Raw genomic sequence first — 2,366 nt, forward strand, 5'->3', positions numbered from 1 at the left:
ATGCAGATCGAGGGCATGGCCGCCCTTGCCACACCCATAACCGAGGAGGTTCAGCCGCTACAGATTACACCCAAGGCCGCCTGAAAATGCAGCCCGATGGCCAGCACCGAAATTACACCACATTGACGGACGTGACCGACGATCGATGGCGAAATCTATTTTATGACGTTCGCGGAAGATTGCGGCGTGTCCTCGGATCGAACGCCATATATCGCATTAAAAAAGCTCCGCGGAAAAGTGGATAGAGCGGCACGGATGATGGGCATTTCGATGATTGCCATGATGGAAATTCAACCCATCATGAACCATCCCCAGAAAGGCAAAGGACGAACCTTACTCCTCAACGTCCATGCGATAGCCATCGCCAAATCTAAGAAAAAAATGCGCTTGGCGATGGAGAAAATCAACAAGAGCCGTGCTTGGAAGGTCGCATTAGGGATTCTGCCTGTTCATAGAAAGAAGGCAGGGCGCACCAAGGCCGACGCAAGACGGATGTTCGCATATATGGCCAAGGTGCCTACGGATGCGAAGAATCTCATGCCAAACAACCGGAAGCCGGGCAGGCATCTGCTTATGTCGACAAAGGCCGGATACCGGCCGGAATTGGCTTTGCGGATACATGAAGCGTTATCTCAGATACGCATTTGCGATGTTTTGTTCACGTCGGGGCCAGCCCTTCGTGCTGTCCGCACAGCGGTGAAGCGGGATTTAGTTTCATGGCACAAAGCGCGGCTGGAGACGCATTCCTTCAACCCAATCGACTTTGACGCCGCCGAATTATGGAAGGAGTTGAGAAAGGAAAATGGATCGAAACATTTCCAACCTTTTGTGATCGTGTAGCCGATTTCGCTCAACTGACGGCGGGGTAATTACACACCCCGCCGATATACACCTCTTAAAACCGCCCCAGCAGCCTTTCAGCGCCGATCGACCGCCTCTCACGGACAACTGCCGCTTCTGCTCTCAAAGCGCCAGCGGCGCGGGAAAATCAGACGCTCTGATAGTCTACCGTTGCCTCGCTCCGGCTTGTTCTGCCGGATGCTGTGAGGCACAATCGTTCGATGCCGTCATCCTCATTCGAAAAAGTAGCTTCAATCAAGCTCACTGACGTGACCGGCGAGGTGCGTGAAGCATCAGCGCTGTTTCATCAGGATCCTCAGTACCTTCATGCCAATCGCATTTCCCTGATCGGTAACCGCCAACACGATCTCGAAATGCTCGGATTTGGTGACGACGGCCTCACAGAGTGGCAATGTCATATCCGAACAGATTGGAAACTAAGCGACGATCCGAATTATGCCCATGTCCAACGCGGGAAGGGCATTCTTCGATCGACTGGCATGACACATGGCGTCATGATCGCCGACGATTCTATCCAACCGTTTGCCGAGATCGAAGTCATCGAGGCAATAGATGAACTGCACGCGGAAGGGATCAGCGGGCTCGAAATCGAATACTGGTTTTTGCAACGGCCTAAAGAAGATTGGTATATCCAGCGTCGCAACTGGAGCAAACCTGAGCCAATCAAGCTTACGGGATCTTGGAACAAAATTTCTTCGTTGGGCCTTAGGTTTCGTGGACAAAGGGTATCCATTGCAGGGCTGAGACGAGATTGACGAAGCCGAGGTAGGACTCTTTGGTTTTGTCGTATCGAGTTGCGATACGCCGCCAGTTCTTGAGTTTGTTGAAGAGGCGTTCGACAAGATTGCGCCAACGGTATTTTTCGCGATCGTGTGGGATTGGATCGCGCCGATTGCTTTTGGCGGGAATGACAGCCTCAACGTCAGCATTGGCCAATTCCTCGCGGATGGCATCTGCATCGTAGCCCTTGTCCGCCAACAATGCCTCGATCTTATGAGCAATCAAACGGAACAGCGGGCCAAAGCCTTGGATATCGTGGCTCTGGCCCGGCGTCAGGACAAAGCCGAGCGGTCGGCCTTTGGCATCGCAGCGGGCGTGGAGCTTTGTGCTGAATCCGCCTCGCGATCGGCCAAGCGCCTCGGTTTCCTGAGTCCCTTTTTTATGCCGACGGCACAATGATGTGCTCGGACCACGGTGCTGTCGATCATGTCCGCAGTGGCATCACGAGCCACCATTTCGCCCAGTGTCTCGAGCATCGCCTCGAACACCCCGGTCGTAACCCAGCGCCGGTAGCGGCGGAAAACGCTGTTCCACTTGCCATATTCATCCGGCAAGTGGCGCCATTGCGAACCTGTGCGGGCGATCCACATCATGCCTTCGAAATACAGCCGGTTGTCCTGTGCTGGACGACAGCCACGACCACGCTCAGATGGCAGTAATGTGCCGATGATCCCCCACTCGTCCTCCGTCAGCCCAATACGCTCGCCCAACGCCACCTCCAAAAG

2 protein-coding genes and 1 pseudogene are annotated in these 2,366 nt (G+C 54.2%); 2 read left to right on the forward strand and 1 reads right to left on the reverse strand.

Annotation, left to right across the window (positions count from 1 at the left end):
- The first annotated feature begins 162 nt into the window (after window positions 1–162).
- Window positions 163–840: a hypothetical protein gene (locus AC13EK_RS01065; RefSeq protein ID WP_483021976.1), complete on the forward strand. Its 678-nt coding sequence runs from the start codon at window positions 163–165 to the stop codon at window positions 838–840.
- A 221-nt stretch (window positions 841–1,061) separates the two neighbouring features.
- A complete protein-coding gene (locus tag AC13EK_RS01070) occupies window positions 1,062–1,616 on the forward strand; it encodes a hypothetical protein (protein WP_483021977.1) in 555 nt (184 codons plus the stop codon).
- Here the strand turns inward: AC13EK_RS01070 and AC13EK_RS01075 are convergent.
- Window positions 1,567–2,357, reverse strand: a pseudogene (locus tag AC13EK_RS01075) (IS5 family transposase). The gene AC13EK_RS01070 and the pseudogene AC13EK_RS01075 overlap by 50 nt on opposite strands.
- Window positions 2,358–2,366 lie beyond the last annotated feature (9 nt).

The organism is Sphingobium sp. L-44 (assembly GCF_056859495.1).

What these genes read in the sequence shown, in the direction of transcription:
- AC13EK_RS01065 (WP_483021976.1), top strand. Translation starts at nt 163, where the DNA reads ATGACGTTCGCGGAAGATTGCGGCGTGTCCTCGGATCGAACGCCATAT.
- AC13EK_RS01070 (WP_483021977.1), top strand. Translation starts at nt 1,062, where the DNA reads ATGCCGTCATCCTCATTCGAAAAAGTAGCTTCAATCAAGCTCACTGAC.